This window comes from Holophagales bacterium (assembly GCA_016699405.1).
Classification (GTDB): Bacteria; Acidobacteriota; Thermoanaerobaculia; order Multivoradales; family JAGPDF01; genus JAAYLR01.
This window is the reverse complement of the sequence record CP064972.1, coordinates 4,221,632-4,233,852: the sequence shown is the minus strand read 5'-3', so window position 1 is coordinate 4,233,852 and position 12,221 is coordinate 4,221,632. Positions and strand designations below refer to the sequence as shown.

The following is a 12,221-nucleotide window of genomic DNA, read 5'->3' as shown; positions in this document are numbered from 1 at the left end:
ACCGCCTGCTGGAGCTAGCAGCTGAGGGCCATCCTCGGTCTGCACGACGACACGACCACGCCCGGTGCGCGCGACCGGCTGATCGAGCAGTGCGAAACACCGCACTTCGACCAGCCGGTGCGGCGCGGCGCCACCGTCGCCGGGGTATCACCGTTCCCGATCAGGATGCCAGGGGTCCGCTTCCCGCTCGGCGAGCCCTTCGCTCTGCACGAAAACGCCCCCGCGCTGCGTTTCTGGCGCGCCGTGCTCCCGGAGCACGCCGGTGCCTCGCTGCGCGAGACGTCGACCGACGACGGCGTGCTCTTCTCGTTCTCGACCTGACCTTTCGCGGCTCGCGGCCCTCGTCCTGCTCCGGGCACCGATCGACTCGGTGACCGGCGCTGGCGCCGGGCCGACGGCCTCGTCGGCTTCGCTCGATCGCCGCGCGAGGTCGATCCGCTGCCGGTGCGGCGGCCCACGCGCGTCGCGGTCTCCTTGCCTCGATCGAAGGCCCTGCCGTCCGCTCGCCGTGCTCGTCGATTGCTGGCGAAAGCGTCGATCTCTGTCACGCCGAGCCATCCTGCGGGAACTTACTTCTCGGAAGAGTTGTCTCCAGGGAACGGCTGCAGCTTGGCTCGAGGAGGTGTCGAGATGTGGGGAGAGTGCGCGCGGTCCGTCGAGAGCTCCACGTCGGATTCCGGTGGCACGAAGGGAGACGATCCGGGGCACCGCGTCGGTGACGAGCCGGGTCGTCGGCGGGCTCTGTCGGTCGTCGGAGTCCTGGCGATGGCGCTCCTCCTGGTCCGGTCGCCCGCCGCAGGTGGAGACGAACGCGACTCCGCGTCGACGGGCTCGTGCGCCCCCGCAACGGTCTCCGCGTCGAGCTCCCCGGACAGCGCGGATGGCATGCCCGCCGCGGTCGACGTCTCCCCGCGTCCAGAGACGGAGGCCGCCGTCGCCGTGCCGAGCCCCGCGGTGGCCTCGTCGTCGCCGGTCGACGAGACGGCGCCGCAGGCGGTCTTCACCGCGCCGGAGATCCTGGTGACGGCGCGGATGATCGAGGAGAACGCGCAGAAGGTCCCGATCACCGTCAGCCTCCTCGACACCGAGCAGCTCAAGCAACAAGGGATCGAAAGGGTCAGCGACCTCACCTACGCCGTGCCTTCGCTGACGATTCATCCCTACTTCAACACCCTGACCAACTCCTACTCGATCCGGGGCCTCTCGGCCGGTCAGGCTACCTACTTCTCGGAGTCCCCTTGTTGCTCCGGCAACGCGTCGATCCCCTTCACGGACATCGAATCCGTCCAGGTGCTCAACGGCCCGCAAGGGACGCTCTTCGGCAGGTCGAGCGCCTCCGGCGCCATCCTGATTCGGCCGGTCCACCCCGACCTGACCCGCTATGGCGAATTCGTCGAGCTCCGGGTCGGCAACTTCGGGCGAACCCAGCTCAGCGGCGGGATCAACGTGCCGCTGCTCAAGGACCGGCTGGCCGTCCGGGTCGCGGCGAGCTTCCATCACGTCGACGGCTACACGGAGGCGATCGGCTCGCGCTTGCGGTTCGACGAGCAGGCGAATCGGACCTTCCGTCTGGGGGCGACGGCCAAGGTCGGGAGATTCGAGAACTACGTCGTGGCGACCTACGTCGATCTCGATCAGTCGGCGACGAACCAGATCCTGAGCGGGGTGTACCCGGGTGCCGCCGGTGGGCTCTACAACCTGCCGGCCGAGGCCGCCTCGGCGGTCTTCGGTGCGGTCTGCACCAATGCCGTCGCGCTCGGGCTCGAGAGCAGCGTCAGCGCCTGCGTGACCTCGCGCTACAACCACCTGGTCGCGATCCGGACGGCCTTGCTGGCCGAGTACGCGCGGGTGTCGGCAGGGGGACGCGCGGTGCGCTTCGAGCCGACCCCCGTCAACGGCAATCCGGCACGACTGCGGCTGCGCAACTTCAATGTCGTCGACGTTGCCGAAGTCGATCTGACCGACCGTGGACCTCTCGCGCTCCGGCTGAAGAACATCTTCTCCTTCGAGTCGGCGGCGGATGTCGCGAGCAGTCCCGCCGACGGCATCGGGGGCCTGGCCGAGCAGGGCGGTGCGTCGACCCTCAGCGGCCTCGGGTCGAACAACCAGAGCGGGCGCCACGTCGTCGCCCGGCTCGGACCGCGTGCCGACACCTTCAACAACGAGCTCCAACTGCACGTCGACGCTCACGACGGGTTGATCGTCGGTACCTTCGGGCTCTTCTACAACCACTCGCGGCAGCCGGCGACGACCCTGGGAACGGGCAACGTCTACCAGATCTTCGGCGGCGTCTTCAACGAAAACCTCGGCTACAACTCGGCCCTGGGATTTTCCGCCGGAGGGAGCGGCGGCGAGACGGCGATCTACGCGCAGGCGACGACGGATCTCGCGCGGTGGATCCGCGGTCTCAAGCTCACCGCCGGGTACAGGTTCTCCTGGACGCGGACGACCTTCGCCTCGCGTCCCGCGGTCACCGACAGCCTCACCGGGGTGTTCTCCCCCGGCCCCTCGACGAGCGTCGTGAGGACGAAGTCGAGCGGCCCGAACGTGCATCTCGCCCTCAGCGAGGAGCTGAGCGACAAGTTGATGACCTATCTGTCGTTCTCGCGCGCCTATGTGCCCGGCGGCGTCAACGTCTACGACTCGGGCCAGGCTGGCGGCGACCCCGCGAGCGCGCTCCCGAACTTCGCCCCGACGTACGGACCGGAGAAGGTGTTCGCCACGGAGCTCGGCGTCAAGTGGGATTTCACCCTGGCGAAGGGCGCCGGGCGGATCAACGCCGACGTCTACCACTACGCGTTTCGCGACATCCAGGAGAACTTCTCGGGGACGTTCAACAACGTCGGCTTCTTCTACACGGCCAACATCGCCGCGGCGACCCACCGGGGCTTCGAGACGAGCGTGACGTTCGTTCCGTCGTCGTCGTGGGAGTTGCGCCTGGCTTACAACTACAACGACTTCTTCTACACACGGTGGACCGGACAGGATCCGGCCAACGTCGCCCAGGCCGGCGACGCGATCTGCGTCCCGACCTCCCCGGCCGGCTACTGCTTCCTCGACCTGCGGAATAACCCCGCGGTCGGGATGCCTCCGCACCAGGGTCACCTGACGCTCGTCTACCGCGTGCCGCTCGCGTTCGCGCTGGGGAAGCTGGACCTTTCCGCCACGCTCTACGGCCAGACGCGCGTCTACTTCCAGAGCGATGCCCACCGCGAGCTGCAGATCCTTGGCCCCGGCGCGCTGCAGGCGTACTCGCAGGATCCGTATTCGATCCTCAACCTGCGGGCGAGCTGGTCGAACATCCGCGGCAGCCGATGGGGAGTCGGACTCTTCGTCGACAACGTCGGCGACCGGGTCTACAAGGTCGGGACGACGGCGCAGGTGCTCTCGCTGGGCTTCGGCACCGCGACCTACGGTCCGCCCCGGATGTTCGGCGTCGAGCTGACGCGCCGGTTCTGAGTCGCGGGCACCGACATGGCAAACGGCGAGAGCGTACCGGACGAACGCCGCGGGTGGCGGCTCGAGAGCGCCCGACCCCGGGGGCCGCCCCCTCCGCTCCGGGCCGGGTGAATTCGTCGTGACACGAAAGTCCGGCTGACGAGCCGGGGCTCGCTCGAGCGCCCGTCGCGCCGGCACGGTCGTTGGCAGACAACAGCATCGAAAGGAGAAGGCGATGGCGGTTCTGGCGGTTTCGAGCTACTTGCCCGTGCAGGGAAAGGAAGGCGATGCCGAGGCGCTCCTGAAGGAAGCGCTCGAGATGATGAAGGGCTTCGGTGCACGGGGTCACGTAAGCACGCTGGTCCTCGGCGGGGTCCAGAACACGCTCAGCCTCGTGCTGGAATTCGAGAGCGCTGCAACCTACGGTGGCGCTCTGGACGCGGCCTATGCGCACCGCGACGCCCAGGCCTTCGTCGAGCGCGGTCGCGGCGCGCAGGCGCTCGTCCCGGCTGGCGCCGTGGACTACTGGGAGATCCCGGGGTTCGAGCTGCCCGGCGACGCGATCGGTTCGTACGGCGTCGTGGCCCTGGGGACCTACCGGGTCCATCACGGCAAGGAGTCGGAGGTGCATGGGTGGATGCGCGAAGGCAAGGCGATCAGCGAAGGGCTGGGCGCCAAGGTGCGGATGCTGCGCTCGGGGGCGAGTGACCCGCACGGCGTCACGGCGACGATGGCCTACTACCGGAACTTCACGGAGTGGGCCAAGCACTGGTCGACCCTGGCGGCGGACCCGAAGTGGCGGGCGTATGGCGAGAAGGTCGCCAGCAAGCCGCCGCATGCCGATTTCCTGAGCACGACGGTGATGCGGGTCATCTGACGGTCTGGAGATCGTTCGCCGCCCGCGCGGCCGGGACGAGGACGGCGAGGGTCGTCCGCGCCCGGCGCCGGGCGGCGATGTCCCGAGTCGCGCGGTCGGGGGCGCACCCCGGTCAGCGAGCGGACAGCCGCAGCCTGGCCCCCTCGTGACGGGTCGCGGATAGAATCCCGGCAATGCACCTCTTCCAGGTCGACGACGACGGGGCGCTGTTCATCTCGCCCGCCATTCGCGATTGGACACCGCTCGCCGAGCGAGGGATCGACGTGATCATCGACCTCGAAGGCGGATTGGACCACGGCGTGCCGACGGTCCCGAACGAGATCCTCTACCTCTACTTCCCGATCTACGACGAGGAGCTGCCCAACCTGGCGAAGCTGCATGCGGTGGCCGATCTCGCCGCGTCGCTGATCCGCGGCGGGCATCGGGTGCTCTCGCATTGCGGCATGGGGTTCAACCGCTCGGCGCTGGTCGCCGGTCTGACCCTCTGCCGTTTCGGGATGAGTGGCGCAGAGGCGGTGACCCGCCTGCGCGCCTGTCGGCCCGGAGCGCTCTTCAACGAGCGCTTCGCCGAATACCTCCATTCGTTCGAGTAGGCGCCGGGGCGCGCTCGCGCGACACGGCGTGCCGGGCGGCGAGCCCGGGAGGAGGTCGAGATGGCCTTGCGAATCGTCCGACTGGGAAGTCCACGCGCCGCCGGCGAAGGGACGAGGATCGGCACCGTGCGCCGCCCGCCGCGCGGCGTGCCGAAGCAGGAGTTCGCTTCGGGCGACTGGTACGACGTCTGGTTTCCCACGCTCGCGCCGAGCGCCGAGACGATGAAGCTCGGTCAGGTGGCGACGACGCCGGCGGAGTGGCAGGCGTTCCTGCGCCGCTTCCGCGCCGAGCTGAAGGAGCCGGCCGCCCAGCACGCTCTCGACCTGCTGGCAGCGCTCTCCCATTCCGCGAGCCTCTCGCTCGGCTGCTACTGCGCCGACGAGAGCCGCTGTCACCGCAGCGTCCTGCGAGCTCTGCTCGCCGAGCGGGGAGCGCACGTCGTGCCGGCCGACGGAGAGGAGAGCTCGGGTGCTCCGCGCGACGAGCCGATCGGGCCGGGGACGAGACCTCCGCGATGAGCGAGCGACCGTCGATCGGAAGACGGCAGAAGCGCACGCCGGCGCGCGCGACGCCGCGCTTCTTCCGCGATGCCGCGGCGCTGCGCGCCTGGTTCGTCGAGCACGCGGCGACCGCGCCGGAGCTCGTCGCCGGGTTCTACAAGGTCGGGTCGGGAAGAGCGAGCATCACCTGGCCGGAGTCGGTCGACGAGGCGCTCTGTGTCGGTTGGATCGACGGCGTGCGGCAGCGAATCGACGACGAGGCCTACCAGATCCGGTTCACGCCGCGCCGCGACGGGTCGATCTGGAGCGCGGTCAATATCGCGCGTGCCGAGGCGTTGATCGCCGCCGGGAGGATGACCGAGGCCGGTCGAGCCGCCTTCGATCAGCGGATCGAGCGCAGGTCGAGCGTTTACTCCTACGAGCAGGCCGGGGCGCTCGAGCTCGAGCCGGCGCTGCTTGCCGAGTTCCAGCGGCACGAGGCCGCCTGGGCTTGGTTCGCGGCCGCCCCGCCGAGCTACCGGCGGACGTTGACCTACTGGGTAGTGAGCGCCAAGCAACCGGCCACGCGAGCGCGCCGCCTCGCGCGGTTGATCGCCGCCTGCGCGGCCGGCCAGCGTCTGCTCGCCTGACGCCGACGTCGGCGCGAATTCCTGTATCGTTCGCCAACTCCGCCGGACCTGGGATTCGACCGCGAGGAGCCCAAGAGACCATGCGACGACTGCAACACCTTTTCGCCGGCAATCGCGCCTGGGCCGACGAGCTGCGCCGGCGCGATCCGCAGTTCTTCGACCGCCTCGCCGGGCAGCAGGCGCCGAGCTACCTCTGGATCGGCTGCTCCGACAGCCGCGTGCCGGCCAACCAGATCGTCGGCCTGCTGCCCGGGGAGATGTTCGTCCATCGCAACATCGCCAACGTCGTCGTCCACACCGATCTCAACTGTCTGTCGACGATCCAGTTCGCCGTCGACGTGCTGCATGTCGGTCACATCATCGTCTGCGGCCACTACGGTTGCGGCGGCGTGCTCGCCGCTCTGCGCGGCACCAAGCTCGGATTGGCCGACAACTGGCTGCGGCACGTCGAGGACGTCTGCTCGAAGAGTCGGTCGATCCTCGACGCGTTGCCCGACGAACGGGCACGTCACGACCGCCTCTGCGAGCTCAACGTCATCGAGCAGGTGGTCAACGTGGCACAGACGACGGTGGTGCGCGACGCCTGGGCGCGCGGCCAGGAGCTGGCCGTCCACGGCTGGCTCTATGCGCTGAGCGACGGGCTGTTGCGCGACCTCGACCTCTGCCTCACCGGCGAGTCCGAGGTGGCGAGCGCCGCGGAGTCGGCCCGACAGCGGCTGGCGCGGCTCGCCGCGGCGGTCGAGCCGCCGACGATCGCCGCCTCGCTCGCCGCAGGGATCTGAGCTCCGCTCATGGCTGTCGTCCTCCTGCCGCTGCCGGCGGCCGACGTCGACCCGACCGAGAGCGGGGTGCCGTGGCGCACGCTCTCCGAGCGCGGACACCACGTCGTCGTCGCGACCCCCGACGGACGACCGGCGCAGGCGGACCCGCGGATGCTCACCGGCCGCGGGCTCGGCCCGTTCGCGCCGTTTCTCGTGGCCGATCGCCACGGCCGGGAGGCGTACCGCGCGATGGCGGCGAGCCGGGAGTTCGCCGCGCCGCTCCCCTGGGAGGCGATCGCTGCGCTCGCCTACGACGCGCTGCTGCTCCCGGGCGGGCACGCGCCGGGGATGCGCCCTTACCTCGAGTCGCCGCTCCTGCAACGCGCGGTGGCCGAGAGCTTCGCCGCGGGCAAGCCGGTGGCGGCGATCTGTCACGGGGTGGTGCTCGCGGCGCGCTCCCGCCGGACGGACGGTCGCTCGGTCCTCCATGGTCGACGGACGACGGCGTTGCCGCGACGGATGGAGCTCGCCGCGTGGTGGCTCACTCGCGCCTGGTTGGGGAGCTACTACCGAACCTACCCCGTGACGGTCGAAGGGGAGGTGACGGAGGCGCTTGCCGCGCCGGCGCATTTCGAGCGCGGTCCGGCGAGCCTGCGACGCGACGCCCCCGGCCAGCTCGACCGCGGGTTCACCGTCCGTGACGGGCACTATCTTTCGGCCCGCTGGCCCGGCGACGCGCATCGCCTGGCCGCCGAATTCGCCGCCATGCTCTGACATCGGACGCGACCGCTGTCGCGGCCGAGACCGAAAGGGAGAGTCGATGTCGACCTTCGCCACCGTTGCCGTGCTCGTCGTCGCTGCGCTGCATCTCGGCTTCCTCGTGCTCGAGATGTTCCTCTGGACGAAGCCGATCGGCCGTCGCGTCTTCGGACTGCCGCGCGAGGTGATGTCCGCGGCCGCTCCGCTTGCCGCGAACCAGGGTCTCTACAACGGCTTCCTCGCCGCCGGCCTCGTCTGGGGTGTGACCCTCGGTGCGGCGGGGCAGGCGGTGCGGGTCTTCTTCCTGGTCTGCGTGGTCGTGGCCGGTCTCTTCGGTGCGGCGACGGCGAAGCGCACCATTCTCTGGGTCCAGGCCCTCCCCGGTGCGATCGCGCTGGCTGCCACCTGGCTGGCCCGCTGAGCAACGACCCGAGGCGCAACCGGGGCGCCCTCCGCGACAAGCCGCTCCTCCCGATGCGCGACCGCCTGTCCCCCGATCGCCGGCCGCGGCGCATCAGAGGGCGGGGTGGGAGAGCCGGTCGCTGCACGTCGGTCGGGGTCGGGTCCGGTGGCGGTGCCACGGCAGGTTCTCTCTCCGCGTGCGGCATCGGAGGGAGGATGGAGATCACGCTCACGGGACAGGTGGCCGCCGAAGGGGCGCTGCGCGACATCCTCTTCCTCTACGCCGACATGGTCGAGCGTTACGGCGGGTTCGGACACGGGATCGACACCGGGTACTTCGCCCCGCTCGATTTCGTCGATGCGCGCCTGGCGACCGGCGAGCGTCTCGCCCTCGACCTCGACCTGCTTCGGAACGGGGCGGCGATCGCGCTGCTCTGTGCGATCGTCGACTGGATGGACGAGGGCGACGCGGCGCAACCGGCCTGGCCGATCGTCGAAGGAGCGAGGGTGGCCTGGCTCGCCGGCGTGTTCGTCGATCGTCCGGAGATCGAGCGGGCGTTCGCCCTGGCGTTCTCCGGGGAGGAGGGGGATTTCCGCCGGCAGCTCGCCATCGTGTACGAACGCGACGTGCGCGGCACCTTCCGGCGCCTGGCGGGGGGCTGACGGCGCCGTTGGCGCCGGGGAGGAGGACGGGGATGTCTCTCGACTACTACTTCTGCGTCGCCGGTCTCACGGCGGCGAGTTGTGCGGAGCGGCTCGTTCGCGACACCGGCCTGGAGCTGCAGTCGGCGAGCGAGGCGCGTCTCGGTCTGCGTCTGTCCGGGCCGGGTCTGGCGGTCTGGGTCAACGACGACCTCGAGGAGTCGAGTCGCGCCTGGGCGGCGCGGCACGGCGTCGCCGCCGATGTCGAGATGCTCCTGACGCAGGCCAAACAGCTCGATCCGGCACCGATCCACCGGCGTATCGCCCTGGTCGTCGGGACGGCGCTGCGCGCCACGGCGGGCGACGCGCTGTTTCACTTCACCCAGGGCCCGCGGCTCGAGCTGATGCGGCGTGACGGCGTGGTGCGGGTCGACGACGACCCCGGAGGGTTCTGGCACACCTTCCCCGGGACCCTTCGCGGGCTCGGGCTCGCCTGTTCCTTCGCGCGGCTGCCGGGGATCTGAGCGGGCCGCCCGGTCGCGGAGCGTCCGGCGAGACGAGGCCGACCCTCCTCGGCCTCGCGCGGGGCGGCGTCCGATGCCGCGCCTCGGCGCGGCGCGGACGATTCCCGGCAGAATAGGCGGATGTCGTCGCGTCGTGCCGCGGTCGCCCAGGCGCTCTTCGTCACCTTCCTCTGGTCGACCTCCTGGGTCTTCATCAAGCTCGGGCTGCGCGGCCTGCCGCCGCTCGCCTTCGCCGGGTTGCGCTACGGCCTCGGCGCCCTGCTGCTGTTGTCGCTCCTGCTGTGCGACCGGTCGGAGCGGGCGGCGTTGCGCGGGCTCGGTGGGCGGGATTGGCTGCGTCTCGGCGCCCTCGGCCTGATCCTCTTCGCCCTCACCCAGGGAGCGCAGTTCGCCGCGCTCGCGCGCCTGCCGGCGGCCTCGGTGAGCCTGGTGCTGGCGTTCACGCCGCTGGCCGTGGCGCTGGCGAGCGCGCCGCTGCTCGGCGAGCCCCTCGCGCGTCGTCAGTGGGGGGGGATCGCCGTCTTCCTGCTCGGCGCGAGCCTGTACTTCGGCCCCGGGGCTCTCTCGGCGGGACACGGGGTGGGGCTCGCGATCGCGGCGGTCGGCCTCGTCGCGAACGCGGCGGCGGCGCTGCTCGGTCGCGCCGTGAACCGCCGGCGGGAGCTCTCGCCGCTCGCGGTCACCGCGGTGAGCATGGCCTGCGGCGCCGCGGCCCTGCTCGCCGTCGGCTTTGCGAGCGAAGGGCTGCCTCGTCCGACGGCGACGGGATGGGCGATCGTCGCCTGGCTCGCGACGGTGAACACGGCCTTCGCCTTCACCCTCTGGAACCGCACGCAGCGGACCCTCTCGGCGACCGACTCGAGCCTGCTGAACAACACGATGCTGGTGCAGGTGGCCGTTCTCGGCTGGCTCGCGCTCGGGGAGCGGCTCGGTCCGCCGCAGGTGGCCGGCGTCGCCCTCGCGGCGGTCGGTGTCGCCTTCGCCCAGGGCCTGCTCGCGCGGCGGGCAGGGGCGCGAGAGACGCGGTGAGATACTGACCCGGGTGGGCTCGTCGTCGGCGCACCGCCGACGGGCGGTGTCGCCCGTCAGAGAGGTCCGCATGCGTTCCGTTCATCTCGAGACCCATCGCGCGCACCGCGTGGGCTGGCTGCGTGCTGCGGTGCTGGGGGCCAACGACGGCGTCGTGTCGGTCGCCAGCCTGGTGGTCGGTGTCGCCGCCGGCGGCGCCCCACGATCGGGAATCCTGCTCTCCGGCATCGCCGGGCTCACGGCCGGGGCGATGTCGATGGCCGCCGGTGAGTACGTGTCGGTCCAGTCGCAGGCCGACACCGAAGAGGCCGACCTCGGACGCGAGCGGCGCGAGCTCGCCGACGAGCCGGAGGCGGAGCTTGCGGAGCTGACGAAGATCTACGTCGAGCGGGGTCTCGACGCCGAGCTCGCCGGCCGGGTGGCGGCGCAGCTGACGGCGGGCGACGCGCTGACTGCGCACGCACGCGACGAGCTGGGAATCACCGAGACATTGCGCGCCCGGCCGGTCCAGGCCGCTCTGGCGTCGGCGGCGGCATTCGCGGTGGGCGCGGTGCTGCCGGTCGTGCCGGCGATCGTCGCGCCGGCCGAGTGGGTGACTCAGCTGACGGTGGCGACGACGCTCGTCGCCTTGACGCTGCTCGGCGGCGTCGCGGCCTACGCCGGGGGCGCCTCGGTGGCGCGCGGAGCCCTCCGGGTGACCTTCTGGGGGGCGCTCGCCATGGCCCTGACCGCCGGGGTCGGGAAGCTCTTCGGCATCGCGCTCTAGCGCGTCAGCCGAGGTTGTGGAAGACCTTCTGGACGTCGTCGTCCTGCTCGATGACGTCGATGAGCTTGAGCACCTCGGTGGCGTGCGCTTCGGAGAGCTCGACCGGGGTGTTGGGGATCCACTCCGACTCGGCCGAGATCGGGGTGATGTGCCGGTCCTCGAGCGCCTTCTGCAACTGGCCGAACTCGGCGAAAGCGCAGCGGATCACCAGGAGCGGCTCGCCCTTTTCGCCGACGCTCTCGCCCATCTCCTCGAGCCCGTGGTCGATCAGCTCGAGCTCGAGCTCTTCCTGCTGCAGCCCTGCCGGATGGAGGCGGAAGACACCCATCTTCTTGAAGCCGAAGGCGACGCTGCCCGGGGTGGCGAGGTTGCCGTTGTGCTTGTTGAAGTGGGTGCGCAGGCTCGAAACGGTGCGCGTCGGGTTGTTCGTGGCGGTCTCGACGAGAACGGCGACGCCGTGCGGCGCGTAACCCTCGTAGAGGATCTCGTCGTAGCTCTCCGCCTCCTTGCCGGCGGCGCGCTTGATCGCCGACTCGACCTTGTCCTTCGGCATGTTGACCGCGCGGGCATTCTGGATCACCCGGCGGAGGAGCGGGTTGGCGGCGGGCTCGGGCCCGCCCGCCTTCACGGCGATGGTGATTTCCTTGCCGATCCGGGCGAACTGCTTCGCCATCCGGTCCCAGCGGGCGAACATCGTGTGCTTGCGAGTTTCGAAAATGCGTCCCATGGTCTCTGGCCGTACAGGGGTCGTCGAGGCTGATCGGCCCGGCCGGGCCGGGCTGGAAGTGCGGCAGGCGCTCCGCCGATGCCCTCAATCTAGCCCGACTCTCGCGGCTGAGTAAAGGCGGGAGGTCGGACGGGAGGCATCTGCGCGGCGTAGCTGGTACGATTCGCCCAACGGTTGCCCGGGAGAGGGTCGTGCCGCCGCCCGATCGGCCGGGGCGTCGGGATCAGAGCCCGCCGTCGGTTCGGGACGGTTCTCTCCGGGGTGTCGGGTCTTCCCGGTCGCAGCGGTCGGCCGGTCGAGTCGGTAGGGCGGGGGCTGCCCGGAGGGGAGACCCCGTCGGAGCATCGGACAAATTGGGAAAGGGAGACTAGTGGCCACACGCAACTACCAGCACGAGAAGCGGCAGAAGGAGTTGGCGAAGAAGGCCAAGAAGCTCGAGAAGCAGCAGCGTCGGGCCGAGCGTCGCGACGTCGGTGAGGATGGCGAGCCGACCGAGTCGGCCGGCGCCGAGGGCGAAGGCGCTCCGGCCGCCGACTAGGCAGCGCCGGCAGGCAGTCGGTCCTGCGATACACT

The 12,221-nt window shown here is 70.7% G+C and carries 15 protein-coding genes; 14 read left to right on the top strand and 1 reads right to left on the bottom strand.

Annotated features, from left to right (window positions below; genetic code table 11):
- The first annotated feature begins 165 nt into the window (after positions 1-165).
- From IPJ17_17465 to IPJ17_17405, 13 genes are all read left to right on the top strand, one after another.
- Positions 166-321 carry a hypothetical protein gene (locus IPJ17_17465; protein ID QQR73251.1) on the top strand — a complete coding sequence of 52 codons (156 nt, stop codon included), beginning with the start codon at positions 166-168 and terminating at the stop codon, positions 319-321.
- A gap of 564 nt (positions 322-885) precedes the next feature.
- Positions 886-3,459, top strand: a complete 2,574-nt coding sequence (locus IPJ17_17460; GenBank protein ID QQR73250.1) for a TonB-dependent receptor plug domain-containing protein — start codon at positions 886-888, stop codon at positions 3,457-3,459.
- 214 nt (positions 3,460-3,673) lie between these two features.
- Positions 3,674-4,315, top strand: a complete 642-nt coding sequence (locus tag IPJ17_17455) for a hypothetical protein (protein ID QQR73249.1) — start codon at positions 3,674-3,676, stop codon at positions 4,313-4,315.
- Between the two features lie 173 nt (positions 4,316-4,488).
- Positions 4,489-4,908, top strand: coding sequence for a dual specificity protein phosphatase family protein (locus IPJ17_17450; GenBank protein ID QQR73248.1), 420 nt, complete (start codon positions 4,489-4,491; stop codon positions 4,906-4,908).
- A 60-nt stretch (positions 4,909-4,968) separates the two neighbouring features.
- A complete protein-coding gene (locus tag IPJ17_17445; protein QQR73247.1) occupies positions 4,969-5,427 on the top strand; it encodes a DUF488 family protein in 459 nt (152 codons plus the stop codon).
- Positions 5,424-6,038, top strand: coding sequence for a YdeI/OmpD-associated family protein (locus tag IPJ17_17440; protein ID QQR73246.1), 615 nt, complete (start codon positions 5,424-5,426; stop codon positions 6,036-6,038). Before IPJ17_17445 ends, IPJ17_17440 begins: the two co-directional genes overlap by 4 nt.
- Positions 6,039-6,118: 80 nt before the next feature.
- Positions 6,119-6,820 (top strand): carbonate dehydratase, encoded by a 702-nt coding sequence (gene can, locus IPJ17_17435; GenBank protein ID QQR73245.1) that lies wholly within the window; start codon positions 6,119-6,121, stop codon positions 6,818-6,820.
- Positions 6,821-6,829: 9 nt separating this feature from the next.
- Positions 6,830-7,573 carry a DJ-1/PfpI family protein gene (locus IPJ17_17430; GenBank protein ID QQR73244.1) on the top strand — a complete coding sequence of 248 codons (744 nt, stop codon included), beginning with the start codon at positions 6,830-6,832 and terminating at the stop codon, positions 7,571-7,573.
- Positions 7,574-7,619: 46 nt separating this feature from the next.
- The gene (locus IPJ17_17425; protein ID QQR73243.1) at positions 7,620-7,979 is read left to right on the top strand and encodes a DUF1304 domain-containing protein; all 360 of its coding nucleotides are present in this window, start codon (positions 7,620-7,622) and stop codon (positions 7,977-7,979) included.
- A gap of 197 nt (positions 7,980-8,176) precedes the next feature.
- Positions 8,177-8,623 (top strand): hypothetical protein, encoded by a 447-nt coding sequence (locus IPJ17_17420; GenBank protein QQR73242.1) that lies wholly within the window; start codon positions 8,177-8,179, stop codon positions 8,621-8,623.
- A 32-nt stretch (positions 8,624-8,655) separates the two neighbouring features.
- Positions 8,656-9,126: a hypothetical protein gene (locus tag IPJ17_17415; protein ID QQR73241.1), complete on the top strand. Its 471-nt coding sequence runs from the start codon at positions 8,656-8,658 to the stop codon at positions 9,124-9,126.
- A 120-nt stretch (positions 9,127-9,246) separates the two neighbouring features.
- Entirely contained in the window at positions 9,247-10,155 is a 909-nt protein-coding gene (locus IPJ17_17410; protein QQR73240.1) for an EamA family transporter, read from the top strand.
- A gap of 70 nt (positions 10,156-10,225) precedes the next feature.
- On the top strand, positions 10,226-10,921 hold the full coding sequence (locus tag IPJ17_17405) for a VIT family protein (GenBank protein ID QQR73239.1): 696 nt from the start codon (positions 10,226-10,228) through the stop codon (positions 10,919-10,921).
- A 4-nt stretch (positions 10,922-10,925) separates the two neighbouring features.
- On the opposite strand, the gene IPJ17_17400 is transcribed toward IPJ17_17405, so the two are convergent.
- Positions 10,926-11,648: a YebC/PmpR family DNA-binding transcriptional regulator gene (locus IPJ17_17400; protein QQR73238.1), complete on the bottom strand. Its 723-nt coding sequence runs from the start codon at positions 11,646-11,648 to the stop codon at positions 10,926-10,928.
- A gap of 370 nt (positions 11,649-12,018) precedes the next feature.
- Here IPJ17_17400 and IPJ17_17395 point away from each other — a divergent pair, with 370 nt between their 5' ends.
- Positions 12,019-12,186 carry a hypothetical protein gene (locus IPJ17_17395; GenBank protein QQR73237.1) on the top strand — a complete coding sequence of 56 codons (168 nt, stop codon included), beginning with the start codon at positions 12,019-12,021 and terminating at the stop codon, positions 12,184-12,186.
- The last annotated feature ends 35 nt before the right edge of the window (positions 12,187-12,221 follow it).

Excerpts from the sequence above, each read along its gene's own strand:
- IPJ17_17465 (QQR73251.1), top strand. The coding sequence starts at position 166 with ATGCCAGGGGTCCGCTTCCCGCTCGGCGAGCCCTTCGCTCTGCACGAA.
- IPJ17_17460 (QQR73250.1), top strand. The coding sequence starts at position 886 with ATGCCCGCCGCGGTCGACGTCTCCCCGCGTCCAGAGACGGAGGCCGCC.
- IPJ17_17455 (QQR73249.1), top strand. The coding sequence starts at position 3,674 with ATGGCGGTTCTGGCGGTTTCGAGCTACTTGCCCGTGCAGGGAAAGGAA.
- IPJ17_17450 (QQR73248.1), top strand. The coding sequence starts at position 4,489 with ATGCACCTCTTCCAGGTCGACGACGACGGGGCGCTGTTCATCTCGCCC.
- IPJ17_17445 (QQR73247.1), top strand. The coding sequence starts at position 4,969 with ATGGCCTTGCGAATCGTCCGACTGGGAAGTCCACGCGCCGCCGGCGAA.
- IPJ17_17440 (QQR73246.1), top strand. The coding sequence starts at position 5,424 with ATGAGCGAGCGACCGTCGATCGGAAGACGGCAGAAGCGCACGCCGGCG.
- can (QQR73245.1), top strand. The coding sequence starts at position 6,119 with ATGCGACGACTGCAACACCTTTTCGCCGGCAATCGCGCCTGGGCCGAC.
- IPJ17_17430 (QQR73244.1), top strand. The coding sequence starts at position 6,830 with ATGGCTGTCGTCCTCCTGCCGCTGCCGGCGGCCGACGTCGACCCGACC.
- IPJ17_17425 (QQR73243.1), top strand. The coding sequence starts at position 7,620 with ATGTCGACCTTCGCCACCGTTGCCGTGCTCGTCGTCGCTGCGCTGCAT.
- IPJ17_17420 (QQR73242.1), top strand. The coding sequence starts at position 8,177 with ATGGAGATCACGCTCACGGGACAGGTGGCCGCCGAAGGGGCGCTGCGC.
- IPJ17_17415 (QQR73241.1), top strand. The coding sequence starts at position 8,656 with ATGTCTCTCGACTACTACTTCTGCGTCGCCGGTCTCACGGCGGCGAGT.
- IPJ17_17410 (QQR73240.1), top strand. The coding sequence starts at position 9,247 with ATGTCGTCGCGTCGTGCCGCGGTCGCCCAGGCGCTCTTCGTCACCTTC.
- IPJ17_17405 (QQR73239.1), top strand. The coding sequence starts at position 10,226 with ATGCGTTCCGTTCATCTCGAGACCCATCGCGCGCACCGCGTGGGCTGG.
- IPJ17_17400 (QQR73238.1), bottom strand. The coding sequence starts at position 11,648 with ATGGGACGCATTTTCGAAACTCGCAAGCACACGATGTTCGCCCGCTGG.